We start from the raw sequence: 21,503 nt of genomic DNA on the forward strand, positions 1-21,503 counted from the left end.
CGGGTCCGAGCGCCAATACCTCTTGGTGGGAACCTCCGACTTCCCGGCGTTCACGAAGCCATAGACGTGCACTTGGTTGTGACCGCGGTCAAGCGGTCGTTCGCGTTCCGCGGTTCCGCGCCGACAGCTAGAGCCTGTCCAGCGGGCTAACCGTTCGGCGAATCGCCTGGTGGACATGCGTGTAGATCATCGTGGTCTTGAGGTTACGGTGACCCAGCAATAGCTGGATCGTCCGGATATCCGTGCCTTCGGCCAACAGATGGGTGGCGAACGAGTGGCGCAGGGTATGTACCGAAGCGTGCTTGTGGATTCCGACGTCACCCAACGCGAGCTTGAAGGCGGTCTGCACACTCGATTCCGACGCATGCCAGCGCAGGATCCGGCTTGTCTGGGGGCAGGCGCGGGTCACCCGGGACGGGAACACGAACTGCCAGGCTAGGCTGCGGGTGGCATTAAGGTATTTGCGGTGCAGGGCGTCCGGGAGGGGTGCAAAGCCCCGGCCGTGGGCGAGGTCGCGCTTGTGCAGCGCGGCGACGCGCACCAGATGCTGTTGCAGCGGGTGTGCGAGCCGCTCCGGCAGGACAGACCCCCGATCTTTGCCGCCCTTGCCGGCGCGAACGTTGATCGTCCCGGCGCGAAAGTCGAGGTCTTTGACCCGAAGGGTCATGCACTCGGTGATGCGCAGGCCAGCGCCATACAGCAACTCGGCGATCAGCCGCGAGGTGCCGTGCATGCCGGCGAGAACGTCGCGGACTTCTTCGTGCGCCAGGACGACGGGAAGCCGAGAGCGTCGCTGCACCCGCCGCAACCCGGCGAGGTGGCCCACCTCCACCTCGAGTACGTCGCGGTAGAGGAACAGGACGGCGTTGAGGGCCTGGGATTGGGTCGAGGCCGCCACCTGCCGGGCGGTCGCCAGGTAATTCACGAAAGGCGTAATGCCCGCAGTACCGACGGCACGAGGATGCTGCTTCTGGTGGAACAGGATGTAGTGCCGAATCCAGAACCGGTAGGCCTCTTCGGTGCGTCGGCTCAGATGGCGTCGGCGGCAGACGGTCGATACCTGGTCCATGAGCCGCGGTGGTTGGATCGGGACGGCAAGCTGGTCACCCCATTACGGTCGCTCCATGAGGCGGAAAAGGCATGAGAGTAGGCGAATAAGCTCATCCGCTGGGTCCGGTTATACGCCGGCTTGTTAGCCGGACCCTGCTTGCATAAGCTCAAGCCGAATCAGGGGGTTACAGCCCATCCGCTGGGGTGTGGCGTAAGACGTATAACCGGACCCACGGGTCCGTCTATTAGGTAGTTATGCGGCACCGGCGAAAGCAACTCTCGTCGGGCTCCTTCGGCCAATCTCCCGCATCGTTCGCCGTCGGCTCCGGCTTGTAGTCCTTGCGTTCGCCACGTCGGGTCTGGTGGCGCTTCACCCTTCGGCTGCGCCATTACCGCATCCCAATTCCCTTTGCTTCGGTGCCATCCCTCGCCATGGGGCGCTGGGCAAGCCCAACGTCAAAGGCTGTGGCATCCTTGCCTTGCGGGTCGCCCTGGGGAGTGGCGGTTCAACGTTCTCAGCCCTCTGGGCCGTGCCGCATAACAATTCATTCAAGCCGAAGCCGCTTCGCGGCTCGGCTTAATTCAGGCGTTAGGCGCGCAAGATGCCGCAAACAAGCAAAAATCTAAATACATTCTTCTCTCGCGTCGTCGCAGGCGCGCTTGCGCTTTGGAGCGCCCTCTGTCTCTACGTCGCAGGCGCCGGCATATTGAGTGGACAGATCGACCAACTCACTCGGTACACGTCGCGATCGGTCGCCCTCGCAAAGGATCCGATATGGTTTGGCGTAATGGTCCTGGGCTGGATATTTATCGGCGTCATCTTCATGCGGTTAGCCTGGCGTGCGTGGCATTCTGACTAGCGCGCCTAACAATTCATTCAAGCCGAAGCCGCTTCGCGGCTCGGCTTAATTCAGGCGTTAGGCGGTTGCTGCTGAAGGACCTTGCCTGTTCTTCCATCGGCAGGGTCATCGAAACGTTTGTGGTCGGCTCCGGCCAGCAGTCCTTGGCAATCCCGCACTGGGTTCGCGCGCCACGCTGCTCGGATTTCTGGCGCTCCGCCGCGCTCTCATTGCCTTGGACTTCGGCCCGTTTTCGCGCCCAGGTTCACGGGTAAAGCCCAACAGCCTGGCTCTGGCCGGCCCCCGTCCTTCGATGGCATGCTTGGCTCAGCGGCGGTGGGGTCTGCTGCTTCCTTGGGCATCACCGCCTAACAACTCATTCAAGCCGAGCCCGCTTCGTAATGGCCGCGAGCGGGCAGTTCATCGGGGCGGGCCGGCTTAATTCAGGCGTTAGGCCGCGTAGCAAATGACCGATCCGTACAAACCGCCCGCATCTCCAACTTTCGATCCCGCCGAGGACATCAAGCGGGTATCCCACTCCGTTGCCGCCTTCATTTCCGGCATCCTGCTGTTCCCAGCCGCCCTTATCGGAACGCTGCGTCTGCTCTTGCCATTGGATGCGAATCGCTTCGGCAACGCTGGATTCTGGTCCGCTGTCGCGCTTGGTAGCCTTATCGCAGCCATCGGGGTCTTCCCGTTCAAGCGGATGCCTCTTTGGCTCGCCGGGATTCTGGGGCCAATTGGTGCATTGGGTATTCTTCTTACCTGGGTCGCCTGGTTGTTCATCACCGGCGCGGCCTAACAATTCATTCAAGCCGAAGCCGCTTCGCGGCTCGGCTTAATTCAGGCGTTAGCTGCCATGTCCGATGTATCGGAACGTCCACCATCCATCACTACGTCGGCTCTGGCGACCACCGCTTCCTCGCTGGTGCTGGTGGGTACGCTGCTGAAGTGCCCACTCTGGCCAGGCGTTTTTGTCGCTGCGCTTGGCGGATTCTGTATATTTCTTGCAGAGTTTCGATACTTCAGGCCTTACAAGAAGCATCTTGGCTCTATTGGATTTGTAATGGCTTTGTTGCCGGCATTGTCGGGGCCACCCCTTTGGGCTCTCCTCCAGCTTCTGGCCTCTTTGGCGCTCGCCTGGTCATTGTCCTGTCTCCTTTTCGCCAGGTGGCTTACGGGGAAGGCTATCGCAGGCAGCTAACAATTCATTCAAGCCGAAGCCGCTTCGCGGCTCGGCTTAATTCAGGCGTTATGCGGCACCGGCGAAAGCAACTCGCATCGGGTTCCTTCGGCCACTCTCCCGCATCGTTCGCCGTCGGCTCCGGCTTGTAGTCCTTGCGTTCGCTCACGTCGGGTCGGGTGGCGCTTCGCCCTTCGGCTGCGCCATTACCGCATCCCAATTCCCTTTGCTTCGGCGGCATCCATCGCCATGGGTCGCTGGGCAAGCCCGACATCAAAGGCTGTGGCATCCTTGGCTCGGCGGGTCGCCCTGGGGAGCGGCGGTTTCAATGCCCACAGCACTTCGGGCCGTCCCGCATAACAACTCATTCAAGCCGAAGCCGCTTCGCGGCTCGGCTTAATTCAGGCGTTAGACCTGCTATGAAGCCTCTCGTTATCCCACCTGCTGCACAACGCGATGACAATTCCATCCAGATGCTCAGCGCGTGGATCGCTGAGCGCGGGCAGCACTGCACGATTAAGGTCGGCCTGTGGCAGGACAACGGCCGTGAGGAGGCTCCTGCCTGGGGAATCTTTCTGGCAGATACCATTCGCCACATCGCCAATGCACTCCAAGAGCAGTACGGCCAATCTGCGCCAGATACTATTGCAGCCATCCTGGAGTCGCTCCACGACGAATTGGGCGACCCCACGTCTGATGCCAAAGGCGCCTTTCGTCATGGTCACGGGTAGCAGGTCTAACAATTCATTCAAGCCGAAGCCGCTTCGCGGCTCGGCTTAATTCAGGCGTTAGGCCTATGAATCGCTTCGTTCGGCTTTCCGCACTCGCTGCAACCGCAGGAACGGGGCTCTCCGGCCTCATCGGCTGGTGCCTGGTCTGGTTTGCGCCTGGTTCTTGGGCAACAACCGCATATATTCGTCCCGGCGAACTGATCGCGCCTCTGCTCACGGGCATCGTGCCGACATCGTTCCTGCACTCAGTCGTTCCAGAAGGCGGCGCCGCGGCGTTCGTCCTTCTGATTCTTGTTGGGTCATTCGTTTTCTGGGCCCTTGCACTTTCAATCGGCCTTGGCATTGTCCTTTTGGCGTCGCGCAGGCCTAACAATTCATTCAAGCCGAAGCCGCTTCGCGGCTCGGCTTAATTCAGGCGTTAGGCTCATCTAGGGGGAAAGATGACAGGCAATCCATATCAAGCACCCACTTCAGTTGGTCAGGCTTTTGGGGACAAAGCGACGAAGTTGAGCATCAGTGAAACGCTGCCTGTCTGGTGGAGTTTTGTTTGGCGCGCAACCATTTATGGGTTTGTATTCGGCGTTCTGTTGGGCGCGATTGGCGGGGTCTTTGCCGCAGTTCGAGGCGTTCCCGAGCAGGCGCAGATGTATGGTGCTGCTCTTGGCTATCTCGGAACAATTCCAGCATCAATGCTGGCGCTAAAGCAGGCATTGTCCAAGCATCTTGTCTCGCTTGCGGCATTGATTGGCCAGCGCGCCTAACAATTCATTCAAGCCGAAGCCGCTTCGCGGCTCGGCTTAATTCAGGCGTTAGGCCCCTATGCAAGCAGCATTGGAACTCGGAAGCTCGCTAGAACACGACGGAGACGAGCTCGTCAGGTATTCCGTGCGCCTCACAAACCCCGACTTTTCTGCAAGCACTTCTGTTTGGGGCAACGTCGGTGACCATCTCACTTTTGCTGCAGCCCTCGAAGGCTTCCCAGCTTCTTCTTCCTCGGTGGTTCGCTACAGGCTTGGCACTCCTGGCACGGGCTGCTGCGAGCTGGAGTTCTTCTGCACAGATGCACTTGGTCATATCGGTGTGTGGGCCAACATCGAGTCAACCTATCCGGTCGGCCGGTCAACTCAGCACGAGACGGCCAAGCTCTTCATGCGCTGTGACCCAGCTACGATCGACGACTTCGTTGCCGGGCTCCGGAGATTCGTGGCAGGCTCGCCCAATCGGGCCGAGCTCTCCGGGCTAGGGCCCTAACAATTCATTCAAGCCGAAGCCGCTTCGCGGCTCGGCTTAATTCAGGCGTTAGGCAGCAGGGAGCCCATGTCGCCACTTATAGAGACGAATCGGAGACGTCTTACCACAGCCCTGGCGGCTGGCGTTTCGTCATTTGTCGCGCTCAGCACCTTGTTCCTAGCGACCATGCTTCAGCACTATCAGGCAATTGACTTACCCTACCTTTCGTTTGGCGTATTACGCATCTCGGCAACTTCCACAGTGGTTGCTGCCTTGGCTTGCCTTTCAGCACGGCATCTGCACCGCCTTCTGGCAGCAGTTTTGTTCGGCTTGGTTGCCGGCCTCGCAGGTGGGGTGGCGTTTGTCGCCGCTGCTGCCTAACAATTCATTCAAGCCGAAGCCGCTTCGCGGCTCGGCTTAATTCAGGCGTTAGGCACCATGGGAAAGTACACAGCAATCTTGTGGGCTCTGCTTCAGGTCGCGTCCGGACTTGCCGCCTTTTGGGTCGGCCGCCGCATTGCCCTTTGGGCCATGGCTGATCCGGTCGCCAAGGCACCAGCCGAGGCTCTCGCAATTCTTCCGGCGCAGTGCCCCGCCTTCCGCGCCACGCACGGCACCTACTTTTGTGAGCCCCTCGGCGTCACCTCGAGCCAACCGGTCTGGCTTCTGGCCGCCATTGGCGTTCTGGTATTTTCCATTGCCTTGACCATCTACCTAGATGCGTCAGGCCGTGGCTTGTCGTCGCTGTCTCGCAAATTCAATTTTCCTTGGCATCAGGGCTCGCGGCCTGGTGCCTAACAATTCATTCAAGCCGAAGCCGCTTCGCGGCTCGGCTTAATTCAGGCGTTAGGCCGCTCATGAGCATAGAGGCGTTTGACAACATCCTGCTGGAAGACACATTTGTTCTCTCGTGGCATCAAGCCTCTGATTCGCTCACCTTCAACGTCCTAGCGAGCCTTCTGCAGAGCCATCCGGAGGCATCACCACCCCCCAATGGTGAGTGGGCCTGCTATAGGCCTGGCGCCATCGCGTTTTCTGGAGTTTCGGCGGTTCGCGGCCTACTCCCGCAAGAATCAGTCATCCCCACCGCAGACCCGGACGGTAGCGTTGATTACGGTTGCATCGACGAGCTGTCGCTTGTCCGGCCGGGCGAGTACCGTATCGCTGGGGAGTTCGGTGTAGTCACAGTGGCCGCAAGCGAGGTTTTACTTGTCCTCGACGCAGCGGCCTAACAATTCATTCAAGCCGAAGCCGCTTCGCGGCTCGGCTTAATTCAGGCGTTATGCGGCACCGGCGAGAGCAACTCGCATCGGGCTCCTTCGGCCACTCTCCCGCATCGTTCGCCGTCGGCTCCGGCTGGTAGTCCTTGCGTTCGCTGACGCCGGGGCGGGTGGCGCTTCGCCCTTAGGCTGCACCATTACCGCATCCCAGTTCCTTTCGTTTCGGTGCCATCCCTCGCCATGGGTCGCTGGGCAAGCCCCACGTCAAAGGCTGTGGCATCCTTGGCTCGCGGGCCGCCCTGGGGAGTGGCGGTTCCAATGCCCACAGCACTTCGGGCCGTCCCGCATAACAACTCATTCAAGCCGAAGCCGCTTCGCGGCTCGGCTTAATTCAGGCGTTAGGCCGCGCATGAAGACCATCTTCAAACTGGCAGCTTGGATTCTCGCCAATGTGGCTACAGTGCCATTGGTTTTCTTTGCCTCGCTCAGCTACTGGACCTCAATCGTCCAGGAGGAGTACCGCACTGGCGTCCGTGTCTCGACAGATGGAGACACTGTGATGATCCCTGCCATAGAGTACACAGTTGCCTGGGCAATGCTGCTAATAGCAATCAATCTTTTGGTGGCGGTCATTCTCGCTGTTAGGTTCTATCGGCGGCGGCCTAACAATTCATTCAAGCCGAAGCCGCTTCGCGGCTCGGCTTAATTCAGGCGTTAGGCCATGGAACGACCAGTTCGGTTTATTGGGGCAGGATTCGTCGTTCTGCTCGTTCTTGCCGCAGCTTGGGGTTGGTACGCCACTCACCCCAACCTTTGGCCTGAGTACCGCCAGGCATCCACACTTATTGCTGCAATTGAGCAGTTTCGGTCCACTCGTGGCCGCCTTCCTGTCGGCGTTTCCGAGCTACCCCCTGCAGGAGTTTCAGAGACCGGCCCCGTCTTCTATCAGCCCACCGGCATCGACGCCTACGAGGTGTGGTTTGGCCGCTCGCTGGGTGAGTCCTATACGTATGATTCGTCCACACGGTCATGGCACTAGGGCCATGGCCTAACAATTCATTCAAGCCGAAGCCGCTTCGCGGCTCGGCTTAATTCAGGCGTTAGGCCTCTATGCGATATATCTCCATCCTTTCAGCACTGCCTCTTCTGGCGGCCTGCGCCTCCAATAGTGCCGGCAATGCCCCCGCCGCGCAGGCGCCAAGTGATATCCCCACCATCACCTACTACGATCTCAACAATGATGGTGTCGCAGACCTTGAGCTTCACGAGCCTGGTCATTGCGATGACTGTGATTGGGCTCTCGTTGACTCCGACTTCAATGGCCACTACGAGAAGCGCGTTAGGTGGAGCTTCGCTTTGATCAAGGAGGCAGTCGATCTACCTGTTCCCGGCAACGTAGCTATAACGGCTGGCCAACCAGCGCTGTCCGGCTGGGCAGACTAATGGCTACGAGGCCTAACAATTCATTCAAGCCGAAGCCGCTTCGCGGCTCGGCTTAATTCAGGCGTTAGGCCCCTCCATGCGTGATGGCGACATCGATTATTCCAAGTACACACTTCTCGAACTGGAGGAGGCGCTCGCCGGCATCAATAAGCATCAATATCCCAGGAACTATGCAAATCTTCGCTCAGCGTATGAGCAACTGACCACAACCCTTGCGGAGACCTGTCCGCAAGCTTCGGCCACTGAGATCTACGCTGCGGAGCGTGAACCTCTCTTAGGACGGAAATGGGAGAAATTCTGGGACTCGCGCCCCGTCGCTGGAATCGGGGGCGCTATCTGCATTTGGTGGGCGTATGACCTCATCACTCAACCAGACTCCTGTCACCCCGGAAAGAGGCTAATGGGAGTCATCGTTAATGCCATATGCGAGAGTCTTGGCCATGCAGCCGCGGCGAGTATTCCACTTGTTCTGGGGTTCATTTCAGTGGCCTATGCCGTGTTCCCCAAGCGACGGGCAGGGGCCTAACAATTCATTCAAGCCGAAGCCGCTTCGCGGCTCGGCTTAATTCAGGCGTTAGGGCCCACATGAGAGCTCCCAACTGGCTCAACTGGCGCTTGACACTACTCTTTGCTGTCTTGGGGCCGTTTGTGGGCGCCATGCCTTTGCTCATCAGCGTCGCAGTAAGTGGGGAGGCGTCGGCCAACTTGGACTTGGTGCCCCTTTTTCTGGCTTGGGCCTACTTCTTCGGCACTGCGCCCGCTGTTCTTACCGGCCTGCTGCTGCCCGCCGTCGTCGGTCTGCTACCCAAGCCGCACCGAGACAAAATCTGGCTGCAGCTTTTAGTTGCCTCGGCTACTGGGTTCGTCATCAGTTGGCTGCTCTTCGCCGCTCTTACCCCGTTTAGTGCGGGTAAGCTGGCTATGCTTGGCGCTCTGAGCGCGCTGGTGTGCATGCTCTCGGGTCTGCTACTGCGGGTGGGCCCTAACAATTCATTCAAGCCGAAGCCGCTTCGCGGCTCGGCTTAATTCAGGCGTTAGGCCGCATGAGAAGCCTCCACATTCTTGCTGCGATAGCCACGGTGGTCTGGAGCCTGCTCGTACTAGCTGGGCACAGATTGCTTGATGGCGTTGAACAGCAACACGTCGTCGGCTACCCCGCACAGGGCCAGCTTCTCTATTACCAATACATTCCGCTTGGCGTAGTTGGGGTAGTTGTCGCCGCATGGGCTCTCGCCCGTTACAAGCAACTCAGACACCTCGCGTGCGCGGTTCACGTCTTGGCTCTCCTAGTACTCCCGCTGTACCTTCTCTTCTACATGGGCGGCATGTGATTCGGCCTAACAATTCATTCAAGCCGAAGCCGCTTCGCAGCTCGGCTTAATTCAGGCGTTAGGCCGCATGAAAGTCTTCCTCTCGATCGTTAAGTGGATCTGGTGGCTTGGCCTGGCATATCTACCGCTGAAGCTCTGGTCACTGGAGCGCAGCTACATGGATCGCATCGGGTGCCCACCGCGCGGTGATTGCTATGCGCCTGGTTCGGAGATCCTGCTGGACTGGGACTTGTTGATCATGGGCGCAGCCCTGTTGGTGTGGCCTGTCTGCCTCTGGTTCTTGGTCGTCGTCCCGCTTCGTGCCTTTTGGATTAGGCTGCGGCCTAACAATTCATTCAAGCCGAAGCCGCTTCGCGGCTCGGCTTAATTCAGGCGTTAGGTTTCAGGACAGAGCATCGATGCGGAAAGTCAATTACAGCGAACCCTTCTCCTTCAACAAGCTCTTTGTCTCCTACCTGATCCTTTGCGTCTCTTTGTGGGCCCTGTTCCCTACGCAACCTGATCTGGCAGCGGTATTGGGGGATTGGCGCGAGTACATCCCAATGGCAAAGATGCTCGCGTACCCGGGGCAAGCTCCTTATACGGATAGCTATCTCGCGGTGTGCTGGCTGTTGATGATCCCCTGGCTTATCTCAACAAAGCTTCGGTACCGCAAATACTCCATGGCTCCCAATGTCCCTAGCCACATCCTGTTTTTGTACTTCATGTTTGTGGTTGGCATTGCAGCCGCACTCTTCTATATGTGCTTCATAGCCGAGGCTGACGCTAGTCCGTCGAGTTGGCGCGAGAGCCTCCTGAGTGCCGCTACTTCTAGCAGACTCATGGGCGCAGCAATAATCGGCGCAATTATGGCGTTCAACTTCTTGTTGACCACGCTGGTGCTGGTCAAGGCTCCTCAAGACTTCCTCTCCCTTTCAGAGTAGATAGGCTGCCCGCTTGGATATTTCGGCATGAAACCTAACAATTCATTCAAGCCGAAGCCGCTTCGCGGCTCGGCTTAATTCAGGCGTTAGGGCGCAGAGATGCTTCGCCTTCTCAAGTGGGTCCGGTCTGCCGTACAAGGCGCTGCGGCGCTCTCGGCAATGGTCGTGGTCGTGTACCTGGTCCGATTCCAAGGGATCCCGGCATCGGCCATTGAAAGCCTCTTTCTCTTTGCGGCGTTCGGAGGGGCCTTAGGGTCGCTCGAGTACCGCCTATCGCTCGCCGTTCCAGCGCTGACACAGCATGCGTTTGCTTGCTGGGGTCTGTCGGTTGGCTGGGGCGCGCCCCTGCTGCTGACTGCCTCGGTTGTTCGGTCTGGTGCCTTTTCGGTCATGCCAGGTCAGGTCGTCGGTTCAATCGCTGTTGCTGCAGTCGTGTCTGCTATCGCGCTCTTCCCGTTATGCTGGCTACAGGGCAAGTGGCTTCCCCGGCATGCGCCCTAACAATTCATTCAAGCCGAAGCCGCTTCGCGGCTCGGCTTAATTCAGGCGTTAGGCACCTATGCAACCCAAACGCATGCCAAGCCCTCAATACCTGATTGCCCATGCCTGCTTTGAGTGCCGCAAGAGCTTCAAGGTGGCTCCGCGCCCGGATGACTCCACTGTCTGCCCAAACTGCGGCAGCTCGCTTCATCAAATGGGGCGCTCGTTCAAGGCTCCGGCGGCAAGGGACAAGGAACAATGGGCCAAGGTGCAGGCGCTCTACAACGCCGGATTCCGCTTCTTTAGCTACCGCAGCGTTGACGGCCCGCCACTTCCGGCCAGGCTCTCGGACGTTGAAGCCTTTATCCGTGACAATCCGGCGCACCCACTTCGCGTGGCGGTGCCTAACAATTCATTCAAGCCGAAGCCGCTTCGCGGCTCGGCTTAATTCAGGCGTTAGGCGCCATGACCATTGCTCTAGGAATCTTGCTGCTGATTGCCGGTATAGCTTTAGGGTTTCGTGGGCTCCATGTTTGGATCCACTGCGGCTACGACTGTACCGTGCTGCCCCAGCCAAAGCTGGCCGCAATCATTGCTATGCCATTGGGTGTGGCGCTGGCCGTGATCGGCGCCGGCATACTGTTAGCGGTTTTGTTCATCCACGCACATCGGCATGGCTAGTATTGCGCTATGGCTCCGGGCGTTACCAATGGCGCCTAACAATTCATTCAAGCCGAAGCCGCTTCGCGGCTCGGCTTAATTCAGGCGTTAGGCCGCGGAAAGACATTGCGAGACATTGACGCAATCATCAAAGCACTTACCGTTGCTCATCCTGGGCTGGTCGTTGAGCAATTGCGGGTGCTGCACCCCGGCGCTGATGACGACGGCTTGTGGTTCTTCCGACACCCGGCCAGCCCTTACGAGGTGCAGCTTGAGTCGCCTGCTGGCGCTTGCCCATTCCTGTTTGAGACGGACGCTCACGCTTCATCCGCCACTGCCGTTACAGTTGCAGAGGCAATCTCGTTGGTTGCGGGCGGCTTGGGTTTGGCTGCGCCCGCGGCCTAACAATTCATTCAAGCCGAAGCCGCTTCGCGGCTCGGCTTAATTCAGGCGTTAGGCGCCACATCCGATATGGTCACAATGACGCGTTTCACCATTTGCATGCTCATCGCACTTATTTCGCCAGCCACCAGAGCTGCTGAAAATCAAGGTGAGGCGGCCGCGAATCTTGAACGCTCCAATTCGTTCCTGACCGAGAACCGCAGCAACAAAGGTGTTACCGAGACACCGACGGGGCTGCAATACAGAGTGCTTGCGCATGGCTCCGGTTGCCGACCAGAACCTGCCTCTACTGTGAGGCTTCACTACCAAATGTCGCTTCTCGGTAGCAAAGCAATCCTAGATGACAGTCACCGCGCGAGCGACGAGCCTGCATCCTTCGATCTTAGGCAGATGATCCCCGCCTGGGAGGAGGCAGTACCTTTGATGCACGTGGGCGATACTTGGGAGCTATACGTCCCGCCGTCGCTCGGATACGGCGCAGTCGGTTCACCGCCATACATTCCGCCAAACACCGTCATCGTCTTCCGGGTTGAATTGGTGGATGCATTGCAGTGTGCTGGCGCCTAACAATTCATTCAAGCCGAAGCCGCTTCGCGGCTCGGCTTAATTCAGGCGTTAGGCACGGGGAGAGTCTCTATCGTGGATCCGATCGAAAGGCGTGGGCGCATTTACGTGGCCTTGTTCATTGCAGCCCTGGTTCTCTTCGACCTACTCATTAAAGGTCTGTTCTTAGCTGCTGGGAGCTTGCGCTGGAGCCAAGCCGTTGGAACATTCATCACCGTTGTTACCTGCTGGTTCCTCTGGCGTGGCTCACGCGGTGCTTACTGGTTCTTGATGGTTTGCTTGGTGGCAGCAGCCAGCTACGCCTTCTTTATGTTCCTCAAGACTTCCATCGCAGCCGTGGCAGTGGTAGCTGCTCTTGCTGCCATACTGGCTCTGGCTCTGGCGGCTCCGGCCACTCGCAAGTTTTCCGCCCACCAGCGTGCTGCCCGAGCCTAACAATTCATTCAAGCCGAAGCCGCTTCGCGGCCCGGCTTAATTCAGGCGTTAGGCCGCATGAAAGTCTTCCTCTCGATCGTTAAGTGGATCTGGTGGCTTGGCCTGGCATATCTACCGCTGAAGCTCTGGTCACTGGAGCGCAGCTACATGGATCGCATCGGGTGCCCACCGCGCGGTGATTGCTATGCGCCTGGTTCGGAGATCCTGCTGGACTGGGACTTGTTGATCATGGGCGCAGCCCTGTTGGTGTGGCCTGTCTGCCTCTGGTTCTTGGTCGTCGTCCCGCTTCGTGCCTTTTGGATTAGGCTGCGGCCTAACAATTCATTCAAGCCGAAGCCGCTTCGCGGCTCGGCTTAATTCAGGCGTTAGGGGGTAGCGTGGAGGACTACATCACACCTATTGAGCTGGTGATGCTTCTCGCCGTGTTGTGGCTGCCCGTTTTTGGCGTAGCCGCATTGGTTCAGTGGCGCCTTCCTGCTACTCGGCGCAACCCAATCTCCTGGCTCGGAGCCGGGCTGTTACTTGAGGCGGTTGCTGCGTTCTGCATCTGGCTGTCCCCGCTCCACCATTACTTCCTCAGCCTGGATTTCCTTGGCAACCTCGCTATCGGCAGCATTCCCTTGCAGGCGGCCGTGCTGGCGGCTGTTGCAGTTACTGCTCTCATCTGGGTGGTTGGCGCTCGTGGCTTGCTGCCTGCCCCCTAACAATTCATTCAAGCCGAAGCCGCTTCGCGGCTCGGATTAATTCAGGCGTTAGATGCTGCAGCCAACTCACTCATTGCTTGTTGCATTCGTCGCAGCGGCTGGCCTTACCGGCTGCCCTGGAAAGTATTCCTCCTGCCAGGGGCCCGTTGTAAGCCATCCTGACGGAAGATGCTCGGCCTACTACTATCAAGCTGACTTTGGCAGTGGTGGCGCAATGACTCAGGCTTCAGTGTCCTGCAGAATCAGCCCAGGCAACCCGGGTGGCGGCGTGGCCGCGTTTCAGGGCATATCACATGGCATTGGGCTGCGCTGGATAGATAGCCACACCTTGGAGGTCGCGGTGCCAGCCGGTGCCCGGCTAGAGCAAAAGCGAACAGGGGGCACGTATAACGGTCTCCAGCTTCTCTACCAATACCGCACTTTGCAGCCCGGCGAGCCTGCTTACAATGGTTGCGGCGTTGAGGCGCCCTCGGCAGCATCTAACAATTCATTCAAGCCGAAGCCACTTCGTGGCTCGGCTTAATTCAGGCGTTAGGCCTCATGAAGAACCACTCCTGGCTCATACCAATTGCTTGCCTTGGCTGCTCATTCGTAATGGCGGCTGTCTTTCTCCATTACATCCATGCTCGTCACGCCGGCATACCCGGAGGGCCCATTGCTTGGCCCTTAGGCTCTCTCGCAATAGGCTTCATCGCTAGTCTCAGCTATTACTTCAATCGTCCCAGGCGCGTCGGTGCAGCCGTAGCTTGTGGCGCAGGTGTAGCACTGGCGTCCGCTATCAGTCTGATTGTTGTCCTTGCCATTGGTTTTGGCAGTTAGGGCTCGCGCGTGAGGCCTAACAATTCATTCAAGCCGAAGCCGCTTCGCGGCTCGGCTTAATTCAGGCGTTAGGGCTCAGGGGGAGTTCATGCCGACAATCGCTGTTCCTCGCAGCGCCATCGCGGCTCTTGCGGCGTTCTATGCGCTCACTCTTACGATCTGGCTGCTTCTGATCGGCGGCTTCGATGACCCACACTGGATCACCTTCTCTCTATCGTCCGTTGTCGCTGCCGTGTTCGTTTCTTTCGGCGTTTCACTCGGGGCCACGCTGAGGTTCTTCGGCGCCAAGCATCCCGCCTGGCTTGGCCGCACACAGGCCGCTTACCTTGCGGTTGCTGGCCTACTGCTCCAATCTTTGCTCGCCGGGACGTTGGCACTCGTCGGAGTCTGGCCGCACAAAGATCTCTGGTTCTTAGGCGTCATTCCTTTCCTATGGCGGGGCTGAGCCCTAACAATTCATTCAAGCCGAAGCCGCTTCGCGGCTCGGCTTAATTCAGGCGTTAGGTGCCATGGAATTTTCACGCGAGGTCAAGGTCGAGCTAAATTGCCTCCGCATCCGGTCGGAGCATGGACTCATCCGCTGGGCCGAGTCCGCGTTTCAGCTCCCTCCAGCAAGGCTTCCTTACACCGAGTACACCGCGGACTTTGTGTGCGGCTGCATTGCTGGACACGCGGCCGATACGCGCACCTTCTTTATCGTCAACCTCAAACATGCGTGGTTGGCGTCTTACACGGTTCGGAAGTTGCTGTTCGGGCCGGATGGATGGAGATCGAGACTTGGCTACCGCCTCATGCACGACGACGGAATTGCCGTCCACTTTGGCACCTAACATTTCATTCAAGCCGAAGCCGCTTCGCGGCTCGGCTTAATTCAGGCGTTAGGCCCGACACCCCACCCTGCATCTACCTCCGCAGTGACCTATGACCTTGGAAGATCAGCCTTGCCGCCCGATCGTTGCAACGGGGAATCGCAATATAAAAAACCTAGGGCCGCCGTGCGGCACCTAGGTTGGGTCGGTGTTCAGCAGGTCAAGGTGTTGTCAGTGTGCCTGCCGTGCAAAGCGCGGAAGTGGCTGCATAGACGTTCGCCGGCTCAGCACCGTTGTTTCTGTATTCGATTGTCCAGCCGCTATTAGTGCCGTCATAGGCAAGCGAAGAATAAACAAGCGTCGCATTTGGAGGGATACTCGTTGCCGATCCGCTTAGTACCGTCTCGCCGGGCAAACAAACACTGGTTACGCCGCCTGTCTCGCCCGGCGCTAGCACGAAACTGCGGCCGTACTCTCGCAGGACTACCTTCAGTCCAGGCGTCGGTGTCGGTGTCGGTGTCGGTGCGGGTCTAACATCGGCCAAGGCCGTAGATGCCAACACCATGCCTGCGAGAAGTCCCCCTACGATCACGATCGTCTTCTTCATGCAGCCCCCAATCTGGAGCGCCCGGAATTAGGCGCGTCGAGAGAGTATCGTGGAGGCTATCCTGTAAAGTTCGACACAGTTCTCAACTGCTGCTGGCTCCATGGAGGGCGCTACCGTCGTTGGCACGGGCAAAGTTGTTGCCGTGGATCACGGGCATGGCGCCTAACAATTCATTCAAGCCGAAGCCGCTTCGCGGCTCGGCTTAATTCAGGCGTTAGACGATGGGTGGGGATCTCACGACTTTGGATCAAAAGATCGCGGATGACATCCGGGAATACGGTTGGCATTGCCTGCATGTCTTCCCCACTCAAGATGGTCAAGACTGCTTCACCTACTCCATTGGTTTCAGCGAGTCCTATGGAGCGCCGGAGGTTCTGATCTTCGGCCTTGAGCGGCAAAAGGCCCATTCTCTGCTTGACGAATGTGCCCGACTGTTCAGGGACGGCCACGCAATCAGCCCGGATATCGAGGATCCAAATATCCTTGCCGGCGGCTACATGGTGGTGTTTAGGCCCGTGCGCCAGGACTGCTTCAGGGAATACTTGGGCGGGGCTTTGCGCCATTACCGCGGAAGGCCATTTGGTGCGGTCGTCATGTTCCTTCCGGACCGGGAGCACCGATTTCCGTGGCAACCTGGCTACGATTACATTCCGGCCGATGAGCCACTGGCCATCGTCTAACAATTCATTCAAGCCGAAGCCGCTTCGCGGCTCGGCTTGATTCAGGCGTTAGGCCATGGAACGACCAGTTCGGTTTATTGGGGCAGGATTCGTCGTTCTGCTCGTTCTTGCCGCAGCTTGGGGTTGGTACGCCACTCACCCCAACCTTTGGCCTGAGTACCGCCAGGCATCCACACTTGTTGCAGCAATTGAGCAGTTTCGGTCCGCTCGTGGCCGCCTTCCTGTTGGCATTTCCGAGCTATCCCTTGCGGGGGTTTCAGATGCCGGCCCTGTTTTCTATCAGCCCACCGGCATCGACGCCTATGAGGTGTGGTTTGGCCGCTCGCTGGGTGAGTCCTATACGTATGATTCGTCCACACGGTCATGGCACTAGGGCCATGGCCTAACAATTCATTCAAGCCGAAGCCGCTTCGCGGCTCGGCTTAATTCAGGCGTTAGGTTGCTAGTGAGGACTTCTCGCAGCTCATGATTGAATTGAGAAAACCTCGGACAGACGACGAGGACGCCTTCCTTAAAGCGCGTTCCGCAGTTCCTGCCGACAATCCAACATTCCTGCGGGACTACCGCCAGGACATGACATACATCGATTTTCTTCGGGTCCTGGACGATCACCGCGCCGGGCGTGGACTGCCGCCCGATGTGGCGCCATCTTCCTTTCTGTTCGCGTTTGACCACGGACGCATCGTTGGACGCGCTTCTATTCGCCACACACTCACTCCACTACTCGGGAAGGTGGCTGGACACATTGGCTACGCGGTTCTTCCGGAGTTTCGGAATCGCGGCTACGCGACGCAGATCCTTCAAGCGTCGGTGCGCTTCGCGCACGATGAGCTTGGCCTGGGTCGCGTCTTGGTGACGTGCGACGACGACAACGCCGCTTCCATTCGCGTGATTGAGAAGAGCAACGGCGTCTTTGAGGATACTTATCAGGACGCTACGTTACGCCGCCCCAAACGACGCTATTGGATTGACACATCTGGGGCGCAACCTAACAATTCATTCAAGCCGAAGCCGCTTCGCGGCTCGGCTTAATTCAGGCGTTAGGTGCCATGACAACCTTCGACGGCCGTGAAAACCCCTATCAAGCACCGCAGGCTCAGATGAGCCAGGCGAGGACAATCGGCTCTCCTCGGCGCCGGTTCTTGCTTAGCTGTCTTGGCTGGTTCGTGCCGATCCCTGCCGTGGCAATGCTTCTGTTCTATCTTTTGCCCAACTGGATTCTTGTAGTTCTGGTCAGCCTGGTCGTGCTGTGGATGGCAACGATCACATGGGTCATTCGGGCTCATCGCAGCACCGGCCTCGCCTATCGGGCTACTGTGGCGGTCGGCCTCACCATTTCCCTAGCCATCTGTTTTGCGCTCGGCTCGGCCTTGCTTCTCGCCCCAATCTTTAGCAAACACATAGATGTCACGCTTCCTCAGCGTGGCACCTAACAATTCATTCAAGCCGAAGCCGCTCCGCGGCTCGGCTTAATTCAGGCGTTAGGCCGCATGTACGGATTCCCTGCTGACCTAGATCTTTCTTCTGCACTAGGACAAGAGACCACGCAGCTTTGCGTTGGCCCCTACGATCTGCAGTTCTCCTTTGGCCCGGTCACATTTGCAATCCAGTCCAGGGTAGAGGTAAGGCGCAACGGCGGCTTGATCGGGAGCTGGGAAGCCGGCGGCTGGCCTGAGTCGGCTTTCTATCAGATGCTCAACACGGCCTTACAGGCATTTGTCGTGTTGGATCCAAAGCGCCTTAGTCTTCGGCTCGCCAACGGGCTAGAGTTGCAACTACTCGACACTTCGGAACAGTACGAGTCCATGCAGATCTACGTAGGCGGCCTGGATGGCGCTCACATCATCTAGGCTGCGGCCTAACAATTCATTCAAGCCGAAGCAGGCGTTAGGCCGCATGGATAGCCAAATTCCCAGCTCACCACCCAACCGCATTGTTCCGGCATCGCTATTAGTAGCTCTTGGTATTCTGAGCATCGCAATAAGCTTCTATTCGCAGGCTAGTGCCCTTAGCTACCCCGGGACTGCTCCGACTGGTACTCCTTTTTGGCTGCCTTCCTCAAGCGCTCTTGCTTGGCATTCTTTCGTGCATCGCGTCGCGCAAACTCTTCTTAGCAGGCTCCGTCATTCCAGTCATTTCGTGGTTATTCGTGTCGGAGTTGATGGCCCGTGTGCTTGCGGCCTAACAATTCATTCAAGCCGAAGCCGCTTCGCGGCTCGGCTTAATTCAGGCGTTAGGCCGCTATGACAAGGTTCGCCAAGTTCGTGGTTTGGTGCGGTGGAATAGGCGCATTCGTTCCGTTGGCCGTTTTCTCCATTTCTTTGGTCGTGCCTATCTTTCCTACAGCGCTGCTGCTCGTAGTGCTGATCCTTTGTCCGCCTTATCCGCTGTTCCTGGCAACTGCGGCGTGTTCTCCGCTTGATTCGTGCTCGCGGGGGACACTCGCCATGGTTGTCCCCCTTAATGCCAGCCTTTACATATTGGTCGGCGCTTTGGCATGGTTCCTTCGTAGGGCGGCTGCATCGGGGCTTGGTCGTGGCGCGGCCTAACAATTCATTCAAGCCGAAGCCGCTTCGCGGCTCGGCTTAATTCAGGCGTTAGGGGGCTATGTGCGATTGGCCATTGCATCAGCCATTTTGCTGGCGACCTCGGGCCTGGCACTTAGTGCTACCGAGCATCCGACCGAACTGTGCGAGCTTGAGATTCAAGTAGTTCACGCGCCCTACTTGATGCAGTTTGGACAGGAGATCCTGCCAAACGGCATATCCAAGTTCACCTGCACGCTTTCTATTGGCGGCCTAAGCCTGTCGCCCCAGGAACGAATGCAGGCCCTTGAGCCGTTGTGCCGGAACTTCATTGCCGAAGCCATGGCCACGGCAACGAGGTGCACGGGCGTCACCTTTCCCGACACTGCCATGTCCCTTCAGTTGCGGCAGCGGTCGGGGTCTGACATAAACGGGCCGTTCTTCCAGTTGGCGGGGGCTTCGGTTCGGTGCGGCCCCTAACAATTCATTCAAGCCGACGCCGCTTCGCGGCGCGGCTTAATTCAGGCGTTAGGCCGCTCATGAGCATTGAGGCGTTTGACAACATCCTGCTGGAAGACACATTTGTTCTCTCGTGGCATCAAGCCACTGATTCGCTCACCTTCAACGTCCTAGCGAGCCTTCTGCAGAGCCATCCGGAGGCATCACCACCCCCCAATGGTGAGTGGGCCTGCTATAGGCCTGGCGCCATTGCGTTTTCTGGAGTTTCGGCGGTTCGCGGCCTACTCCCGCAAGAATCAGTCATCCCCACCGCAGACCCGGACGGTAGCGTTGATTACGGTTGCATCGACGAGCTGTCGCTTGTCCGGCCGGGCGAGTACCGTATCGCTGGGGAGTTCGGTGTAGTCACAGTGGCCGCAAGCGAGGTTTTACTTGTCCTCGACGCAGCGGCCTAACAATTCATTCAAGCCGAAGCCGCTTCGCGGCTCGGCTTAATTCAGGCGTTAGGCCGCTATGGGCGATATCGCAGTTGATCAATTACATGAAAGACTTTGCGCACAACTGGATCCCCATGTGCGCAGTCGGATTGACATGAAAGTGGTCGGGCCGAGCGGCCTATCGGTCAAGATTGATGGTGAAAACTGCCTTACCTCTATCGGTGTGTGGCCAAATGGCTGCTGCGATGTGGACTATCTGTACGTTTCCACGGAGCGCGGGGAGTTCAAGCACTTCGAGTTTGAAGACACAGATTCTGCGTTTCCAACGGTTCTCCGCGAGATCAACTTGGCTGTGGAGCGCGCGTAGTGCAATCAATCGCGTCGCGGCCTAACAATTCATTCAAGCCGAAGCCGCTTCGCGGCTCGGCTTAATTCAGGCGTTATGCGGCACCGGCGAGAGCAACTCTCTTCGGGCTCCTTCGGCCACTCTCCCGCATCGTTCGCCGTCGGCTCCGGCCTGCAGTCCTTGCGTTCGCTCACCTCGGGTCGGGTGGCGCTTCGCCCTTCGGCTGCGCCATTTGCCCGTCCCAATTCCCTTTGCCTCGGCGGCCACTCTCGCCATGGGCCGTCGGGCAAGCCCAACTCCAAAGGCTGTGGCATCCTTGGCTCGCGGGTCGCCCTGGGGAGTGGCGGTTCAATGTTCTCAGCCCTCAGGCCATGCCGCATAACAATTCATTCAAGCCGAACACCAATCGCTACGCGCTTGGTGTCGGCTTAGTTCAGGCGTTAGGCCCTAATAGGAACCGACGTGACTCCCAAACAAGAAAAGCGCTTTCTTCTCGGTGTTCTTCAGCAGATCGACGGCCCGCGAACCCCGCGGTCACTCGGCTTGCTCGCGAAAGCCATCATTTGGCTTTGCTTGGTGGCTGCCACAATTGTTGCCCTCCAGGTATTTGGAGAGCCGTCCAAGACACAACTTGTGGCGGCGTTGCTTGGGCTTGTTGTTGGTGGCATCGGCATGTTCATAATCACCGCCAACGTATTCGGTCAGCACATTCTCGCTGCATGCCGCCTCGCGGACCGGAACTTGGTTGAGGCTCGCTTGCGTGAGCTTGGGGCCTAACAATTCATTCAAGCCGAAGCCGCTTCGCGGCTCGGCTTAATTCAGGCGTTAGGCGCATGAAGCTCGCCTCCTTACCAGTTCTGATTGCTCTTCTGACTGGATGCGCTGCGACGCCGGCGGCTATTCGGCCACCTTCGGACTCAGGCCTTGCTCATCTGGCCACTGATGGCGCATATGTCACGCAGGTCCTTTTCCCGGATGGTGGCTCCGCGCTACCGCCGAAGCCGCCTGGTGACCTAGATCCGTTGGTGGCACTCACCAACCTGGACATTCGCCCTGGTCAGTACACAATCATGGCGGGCTGCATGGGCATCAAGGACGGTGGAGTTCTGTCGGTTGTGGTGCATCTCGTGGCTGGTCAGCGTTACATTCTTCGCTGCGCCAAAGACCCGCTTCGGTTGGTTGTTGGCGCCTAACAATTCATTCAAGCCGAAGCCGCTTCGCGGCTCGGCTTAATTCAGGCGTTAGGCACCCCTATGCTGATACTCGGGTTTGCCATTGTTGGAATACTCGGCATCGTGTTGGCGGCCATTGCAGCCGGCTCCAATAAGCGGCGGGCCGCAGGCGGTGCTGCTACCCCACGCTGGCTCATCGCTCGCCGGTGGTCTGGCCCGCTCGGCCTGTTACTCGGCATTGGCAGCTACTTCATCTCATACCCTTTGCAAGATCAGGGTGAGACCTGGCGGGTAATGGGATTTCCGTTCTTCGCTGCTGCCTTCGACCCGCGCGGCGCCGACTACGTCGGTATCACCACCATCCCGGCCATCATCGGCAACTTCGTATTCTTCCTTGCGCTCCCGCAACTCATACTGTGGGCCACTGGGCGTTCCCGGGTTCGGGGTGCCTAAC

31 protein-coding genes are annotated in these 21,503 nt (G+C 58.4%); 26 read left to right on the top strand and 5 right to left on the bottom strand.

Annotated elements, in window-relative coordinates; genetic code table 11:
• Positions 1 to 127: 127 nt before the first annotated feature.
• Positions 128 to 1,069 (bottom strand): integron integrase, encoded by a 942-nt coding sequence (locus J2X06_RS06185; RefSeq protein WP_310059675.1) that lies wholly within the window; start codon positions 1,067 to 1,069, stop codon positions 128 to 130.
• A gap of 1,286 nt (positions 1,070 to 2,355) precedes the next feature.
• On the opposite strand from J2X06_RS06185, the gene J2X06_RS06190 reads away from it, so the two are divergent.
• The 8 genes from J2X06_RS06190 (at position 2,356) to J2X06_RS06225 (ending at position 8,722) form a co-directional block, all read left to right on the top strand.
• Positions 2,356 to 2,691, top strand: a complete 336-nt coding sequence (locus J2X06_RS06190; protein ID WP_310059678.1) for a hypothetical protein — start codon at positions 2,356 to 2,358, stop codon at positions 2,689 to 2,691.
• An 800-nt stretch (positions 2,692 to 3,491) separates the two neighbouring features.
• The gene (locus J2X06_RS06195; RefSeq protein WP_310059680.1) at positions 3,492 to 3,803 is read left to right on the top strand and encodes a DUF5076 domain-containing protein; all 312 of its coding nucleotides are present in this window, start codon (positions 3,492 to 3,494) and stop codon (positions 3,801 to 3,803) included.
• A gap of 65 nt (positions 3,804 to 3,868) precedes the next feature.
• Positions 3,869 to 4,213, top strand: a complete 345-nt coding sequence (locus J2X06_RS06200; RefSeq protein ID WP_310059682.1) for a hypothetical protein — start codon at positions 3,869 to 3,871, stop codon at positions 4,211 to 4,213.
• A gap of 30 nt (positions 4,214 to 4,243) precedes the next feature.
• Entirely contained in the window at positions 4,244 to 4,564 is a 321-nt protein-coding gene (locus J2X06_RS06205; protein ID WP_310059684.1) for a hypothetical protein, read from the top strand.
• 907 nt (positions 4,565 to 5,471) lie between these two features.
• Complete coding sequence (locus tag J2X06_RS06210) at positions 5,472 to 5,831, top strand: hypothetical protein (protein WP_310059686.1); 360 nt, start codon at positions 5,472 to 5,474, stop codon at positions 5,829 to 5,831.
• A 59-nt stretch (positions 5,832 to 5,890) separates the two neighbouring features.
• The gene (locus J2X06_RS06215; protein WP_310059689.1) at positions 5,891 to 6,265 is read left to right on the top strand and encodes a hypothetical protein; all 375 of its coding nucleotides are present in this window, start codon (positions 5,891 to 5,893) and stop codon (positions 6,263 to 6,265) included.
• Positions 6,266 to 6,662: 397 nt separating this feature from the next.
• Entirely contained in the window at positions 6,663 to 6,959 is a 297-nt protein-coding gene (locus J2X06_RS06220; protein ID WP_310059691.1) for a hypothetical protein, read from the top strand.
• A gap of 1,322 nt (positions 6,960 to 8,281) precedes the next feature.
• Positions 8,282 to 8,722: a hypothetical protein gene (locus J2X06_RS06225; protein ID WP_310059694.1), complete on the top strand. Its 441-nt coding sequence runs from the start codon at positions 8,282 to 8,284 to the stop codon at positions 8,720 to 8,722.
• 74 nt (positions 8,723 to 8,796) lie between these two features.
• On the opposite strand, the gene J2X06_RS06230 is transcribed toward J2X06_RS06225, so the two are convergent.
• Complete coding sequence (locus J2X06_RS06230; protein WP_310059697.1) at positions 8,797 to 8,970, bottom strand: hypothetical protein; 174 nt, start codon at positions 8,968 to 8,970, stop codon at positions 8,797 to 8,799.
• 124 nt (positions 8,971 to 9,094) lie between these two features.
• Between J2X06_RS06230 and J2X06_RS06235 the strand changes: the two genes are divergently transcribed.
• The 4 genes from J2X06_RS06235 to J2X06_RS06250 all read left to right on the top strand — a co-directional run bounded on the left by J2X06_RS06235 (position 9,095) and on the right by J2X06_RS06250 (position 11,111).
• Positions 9,095 to 9,394 carry a hypothetical protein gene (locus tag J2X06_RS06235; RefSeq protein ID WP_310056664.1) on the top strand — a complete coding sequence of 100 codons (300 nt, stop codon included), beginning with the start codon at positions 9,095 to 9,097 and terminating at the stop codon, positions 9,392 to 9,394.
• Positions 9,395 to 9,425: 31 nt separating this feature from the next.
• Positions 9,426 to 9,950: a hypothetical protein gene (locus J2X06_RS06240; protein WP_310059698.1), complete on the top strand. Its 525-nt coding sequence runs from the start codon at positions 9,426 to 9,428 to the stop codon at positions 9,948 to 9,950.
• A gap of 559 nt (positions 9,951 to 10,509) precedes the next feature.
• Complete coding sequence (locus J2X06_RS06245) at positions 10,510 to 10,878, top strand: hypothetical protein (RefSeq protein WP_310059701.1); 369 nt, start codon at positions 10,510 to 10,512, stop codon at positions 10,876 to 10,878.
• Positions 10,879 to 10,895: 17 nt separating this feature from the next.
• Positions 10,896 to 11,111, top strand: a complete 216-nt coding sequence (locus J2X06_RS06250; protein ID WP_310059704.1) for a hypothetical protein — start codon at positions 10,896 to 10,898, stop codon at positions 11,109 to 11,111.
• Positions 11,112 to 11,198: 87 nt separating this feature from the next.
• Here the strand turns inward: J2X06_RS06250 and J2X06_RS06255 are convergent, their stop codons facing one another.
• Complete coding sequence (locus J2X06_RS06255; protein WP_310059706.1) at positions 11,199 to 11,411, bottom strand: hypothetical protein; 213 nt, start codon at positions 11,409 to 11,411, stop codon at positions 11,199 to 11,201.
• A 159-nt stretch (positions 11,412 to 11,570) separates the two neighbouring features.
• Between J2X06_RS06255 and J2X06_RS06260 the strand changes: the two genes are divergently transcribed.
• The 6 genes from J2X06_RS06260 to J2X06_RS06285 all read left to right on the top strand — a co-directional run bounded on the left by J2X06_RS06260 (position 11,571) and on the right by J2X06_RS06285 (position 14,844).
• Positions 11,571 to 12,059, top strand: coding sequence for an FKBP-type peptidyl-prolyl cis-trans isomerase (locus J2X06_RS06260; RefSeq protein WP_310059709.1), 489 nt, complete (start codon positions 11,571 to 11,573; stop codon positions 12,057 to 12,059).
• 72 nt (positions 12,060 to 12,131) lie between these two features.
• Positions 12,132 to 12,491, top strand: a complete 360-nt coding sequence (locus J2X06_RS06265) for a hypothetical protein (protein WP_310059712.1) — start codon at positions 12,132 to 12,134, stop codon at positions 12,489 to 12,491.
• A gap of 57 nt (positions 12,492 to 12,548) precedes the next feature.
• Complete coding sequence (locus tag J2X06_RS06270; protein ID WP_310056664.1) at positions 12,549 to 12,848, top strand: hypothetical protein; 300 nt, start codon at positions 12,549 to 12,551, stop codon at positions 12,846 to 12,848.
• 20 nt (positions 12,849 to 12,868) lie between these two features.
• Positions 12,869 to 13,195 carry a hypothetical protein gene (locus tag J2X06_RS06275; RefSeq protein WP_310059715.1) on the top strand — a complete coding sequence of 109 codons (327 nt, stop codon included), beginning with the start codon at positions 12,869 to 12,871 and terminating at the stop codon, positions 13,193 to 13,195.
• Positions 13,196 to 14,102: 907 nt separating this feature from the next.
• Positions 14,103 to 14,459, top strand: coding sequence for a hypothetical protein (locus J2X06_RS06280; RefSeq protein WP_310059718.1), 357 nt, complete (start codon positions 14,103 to 14,105; stop codon positions 14,457 to 14,459).
• 64 nt (positions 14,460 to 14,523) lie between these two features.
• Positions 14,524 to 14,844 (top strand): hypothetical protein, encoded by a 321-nt coding sequence (locus J2X06_RS06285; protein ID WP_310059722.1) that lies wholly within the window; start codon positions 14,524 to 14,526, stop codon positions 14,842 to 14,844.
• A gap of 199 nt (positions 14,845 to 15,043) precedes the next feature.
• Here J2X06_RS06285 and J2X06_RS06290 read toward each other — a convergent pair whose 3' ends face one another.
• Positions 15,044 to 15,430, bottom strand: a complete 387-nt coding sequence (locus tag J2X06_RS06290; RefSeq protein WP_310059724.1) for a hypothetical protein — start codon at positions 15,428 to 15,430, stop codon at positions 15,044 to 15,046.
• Between the two features lie 221 nt (positions 15,431 to 15,651).
• Here J2X06_RS06290 and J2X06_RS06295 point away from each other — a divergent pair, with 221 nt between their 5' ends.
• From J2X06_RS06295 to J2X06_RS06320, 6 genes are all read left to right on the top strand, one after another.
• A complete protein-coding gene (locus J2X06_RS06295) occupies positions 15,652 to 16,110 on the top strand; it encodes a DUF4262 domain-containing protein (RefSeq protein WP_310059727.1) in 459 nt (152 codons plus the stop codon).
• 465 nt (positions 16,111 to 16,575) lie between these two features.
• Positions 16,576 to 17,142 carry a GNAT family N-acetyltransferase gene (locus J2X06_RS06300; protein WP_310059730.1) on the top strand — a complete coding sequence of 189 codons (567 nt, stop codon included), beginning with the start codon at positions 16,576 to 16,578 and terminating at the stop codon, positions 17,140 to 17,142.
• A 17-nt stretch (positions 17,143 to 17,159) separates the two neighbouring features.
• Positions 17,160 to 17,543, top strand: coding sequence for a hypothetical protein (locus tag J2X06_RS06305; protein ID WP_310059732.1), 384 nt, complete (start codon positions 17,160 to 17,162; stop codon positions 17,541 to 17,543).
• A gap of 57 nt (positions 17,544 to 17,600) precedes the next feature.
• Positions 17,601 to 17,960: a hypothetical protein gene (locus tag J2X06_RS06310; protein ID WP_310059735.1), complete on the top strand. Its 360-nt coding sequence runs from the start codon at positions 17,601 to 17,603 to the stop codon at positions 17,958 to 17,960.
• Positions 17,961 to 19,174: 1,214 nt separating this feature from the next.
• Entirely contained in the window at positions 19,175 to 19,549 is a 375-nt protein-coding gene (locus J2X06_RS06315; RefSeq protein WP_310059739.1) for a hypothetical protein, read from the top strand.
• Between the two features lie 58 nt (positions 19,550 to 19,607).
• Positions 19,608 to 19,898 carry a hypothetical protein gene (locus J2X06_RS06320; protein ID WP_310059742.1) on the top strand — a complete coding sequence of 97 codons (291 nt, stop codon included), beginning with the start codon at positions 19,608 to 19,610 and terminating at the stop codon, positions 19,896 to 19,898.
• 513 nt (positions 19,899 to 20,411) lie between these two features.
• Here J2X06_RS06320 and J2X06_RS06325 read toward each other — a convergent pair.
• Complete coding sequence (locus J2X06_RS06325; protein WP_310059745.1) at positions 20,412 to 20,666, bottom strand: hypothetical protein; 255 nt, start codon at positions 20,664 to 20,666, stop codon at positions 20,412 to 20,414.
• 44 nt (positions 20,667 to 20,710) lie between these two features.
• Between J2X06_RS06325 and J2X06_RS06330 the strand changes: the two genes are divergently transcribed.
• Positions 20,711 to 21,070 carry a hypothetical protein gene (locus J2X06_RS06330; protein WP_310059748.1) on the top strand — a complete coding sequence of 120 codons (360 nt, stop codon included), beginning with the start codon at positions 20,711 to 20,713 and terminating at the stop codon, positions 21,068 to 21,070.
• A 60-nt stretch (positions 21,071 to 21,130) separates the two neighbouring features.
• The gene (locus tag J2X06_RS06335) at positions 21,131 to 21,502 is read left to right on the top strand and encodes a hypothetical protein (RefSeq protein WP_310059751.1); all 372 of its coding nucleotides are present in this window, start codon (positions 21,131 to 21,133) and stop codon (positions 21,500 to 21,502) included.
• Position 21,503 lies beyond the last annotated feature (1 nt).

The organism is Lysobacter niastensis, assembly GCF_031457115.1.
Taxonomy (GTDB): Bacteria; Pseudomonadota; Gammaproteobacteria; order Xanthomonadales; family Xanthomonadaceae; genus Lysobacter_J; species Lysobacter_J niastensis_A.

Bases quoted from the DNA above. Each gene is read 5' to 3' on its own strand.
- J2X06_RS06300 (WP_310059730.1), top strand. From the start codon at position 16,576: ATGATTGAATTGAGAAAACCTCGGACAGACGACGAGGACGCCTTCCTT.
- J2X06_RS06280 (WP_310059718.1), top strand. From the start codon at position 14,103: ATGCCGACAATCGCTGTTCCTCGCAGCGCCATCGCGGCTCTTGCGGCG.
- J2X06_RS06335 (WP_310059751.1), top strand. From the start codon at position 21,131: ATGCTGATACTCGGGTTTGCCATTGTTGGAATACTCGGCATCGTGTTG.
- J2X06_RS06295 (WP_310059727.1), top strand. From the start codon at position 15,652: ATGGGTGGGGATCTCACGACTTTGGATCAAAAGATCGCGGATGACATC.
- J2X06_RS06290 (WP_310059724.1), bottom strand. From the start codon at position 15,430: ATGAAGAAGACGATCGTGATCGTAGGGGGACTTCTCGCAGGCATGGTG.
- J2X06_RS06225 (WP_310059694.1), top strand. From the start codon at position 8,282: ATGAGAGCTCCCAACTGGCTCAACTGGCGCTTGACACTACTCTTTGCT.
- J2X06_RS06200 (WP_310059682.1), top strand. From the start codon at position 3,869: ATGAATCGCTTCGTTCGGCTTTCCGCACTCGCTGCAACCGCAGGAACG.
- J2X06_RS06250 (WP_310059704.1), top strand. From the start codon at position 10,896: ATGACCATTGCTCTAGGAATCTTGCTGCTGATTGCCGGTATAGCTTTA.
- J2X06_RS06320 (WP_310059742.1), top strand. From the start codon at position 19,608: ATGGGCGATATCGCAGTTGATCAATTACATGAAAGACTTTGCGCACAA.
- J2X06_RS06235 (WP_310056664.1), top strand. From the start codon at position 9,095: ATGAAAGTCTTCCTCTCGATCGTTAAGTGGATCTGGTGGCTTGGCCTG.
- J2X06_RS06330 (WP_310059748.1), top strand. From the start codon at position 20,711: ATGAAGCTCGCCTCCTTACCAGTTCTGATTGCTCTTCTGACTGGATGC.
- J2X06_RS06205 (WP_310059684.1), top strand. From the start codon at position 4,244: ATGACAGGCAATCCATATCAAGCACCCACTTCAGTTGGTCAGGCTTTT.
- J2X06_RS06240 (WP_310059698.1), top strand. From the start codon at position 9,426: ATGCGGAAAGTCAATTACAGCGAACCCTTCTCCTTCAACAAGCTCTTT.
- J2X06_RS06270 (WP_310056664.1), top strand. From the start codon at position 12,549: ATGAAAGTCTTCCTCTCGATCGTTAAGTGGATCTGGTGGCTTGGCCTG.
- J2X06_RS06190 (WP_310059678.1), top strand. From the start codon at position 2,356: ATGACCGATCCGTACAAACCGCCCGCATCTCCAACTTTCGATCCCGCC.
- J2X06_RS06260 (WP_310059709.1), top strand. From the start codon at position 11,571: ATGACGCGTTTCACCATTTGCATGCTCATCGCACTTATTTCGCCAGCC.
- J2X06_RS06220 (WP_310059691.1), top strand. From the start codon at position 6,663: ATGAAGACCATCTTCAAACTGGCAGCTTGGATTCTCGCCAATGTGGCT.
- J2X06_RS06310 (WP_310059735.1), top strand. From the start codon at position 17,601: ATGTACGGATTCCCTGCTGACCTAGATCTTTCTTCTGCACTAGGACAA.
- J2X06_RS06215 (WP_310059689.1), top strand. From the start codon at position 5,891: ATGAGCATAGAGGCGTTTGACAACATCCTGCTGGAAGACACATTTGTT.
- J2X06_RS06305 (WP_310059732.1), top strand. From the start codon at position 17,160: ATGACAACCTTCGACGGCCGTGAAAACCCCTATCAAGCACCGCAGGCT.
- J2X06_RS06210 (WP_310059686.1), top strand. From the start codon at position 5,472: ATGGGAAAGTACACAGCAATCTTGTGGGCTCTGCTTCAGGTCGCGTCC.
- J2X06_RS06245 (WP_310059701.1), top strand. From the start codon at position 10,510: ATGCAACCCAAACGCATGCCAAGCCCTCAATACCTGATTGCCCATGCC.
- J2X06_RS06285 (WP_310059722.1), top strand. From the start codon at position 14,524: ATGGAATTTTCACGCGAGGTCAAGGTCGAGCTAAATTGCCTCCGCATC.
- J2X06_RS06195 (WP_310059680.1), top strand. From the start codon at position 3,492: ATGAAGCCTCTCGTTATCCCACCTGCTGCACAACGCGATGACAATTCC.
- J2X06_RS06185 (WP_310059675.1), bottom strand. From the start codon at position 1,069: ATGGACCAGGTATCGACCGTCTGCCGCCGACGCCATCTGAGCCGACGC.
- J2X06_RS06315 (WP_310059739.1), top strand. From the start codon at position 19,175: ATGAGCATTGAGGCGTTTGACAACATCCTGCTGGAAGACACATTTGTT.